This is a genomic window from Vibrio sp. 1641 (assembly GCF_033339995.1).
GTDB lineage: Bacteria > Pseudomonadota > Gammaproteobacteria > Enterobacterales > Vibrionaceae > Vibrio > Vibrio alginolyticus.
On record NZ_JAWOVP010000293.1, the window covers coordinates 1 to 616 of the forward strand.

Sequence of the window (616 nt, forward strand, 5' to 3'; positions counted from 1 at the left end):
TGGTGTTCACTTCTGCGCGCCAATTGGTCACCGTCAAGAAGATGGTGATTACCGTGAATCATGGCAGCCACAAGCAATGTCGGAAAATGCAATCAAAGCAGCAGAGTACACGGCAGAGAAAGTCGTAAACGCTTTAGGTGGGTACGGTATTTTCGGCGTAGAGCTCTTTGTTAAAGGTGATAAGGTTATTTTCAATGAAGTGTCTCCTCGTCCACATGACACTGGCATGGTTACGATGATTTCTCAAGAAATGTCCGAGTTTGCTCTTCATGTTCGCGCATTTACTGGAATGCCGATTAACAAAATCGTTCAGTATGGCCCTTCTGCATCAGCGGTGATCCTAGGTCAAGGCACATCAACGGACATTCGTTTCGACAACCTTGCGAAGGCTTTAGCGCAACCTCAAACTCAAGTGCGCTTATTTGGCAAACCAGAAATCGATGGTCGTCGTCGTTTGGGTGTCGTGTTAACTCGCCGTAAAACTATTGAAGAGTCTGTTCAAGACGCGGTCGAAAACGCAAAGAAAGTAAAAATCGTTTACTAATCTTTGAGTTCTCAACAATCCAAAAAAGCGCAGCTTTATATCGCTGCGCTTTTCTTTTATTTGCGAGTTCTA

1 protein-coding gene is annotated in these 616 nt (G+C 44.6%); it reads left to right on the forward strand.

All coding sequences use genetic code 11. The features are described from left to right. A partial coding sequence (locus R7Z47_RS25600; protein WP_318130861.1) for an ATP-grasp domain-containing protein occupies positions 1-544 on the forward strand: 544 nt, incomplete at its 5' end. Between the last annotated feature and the right edge of the window lie 72 nt (positions 545-616).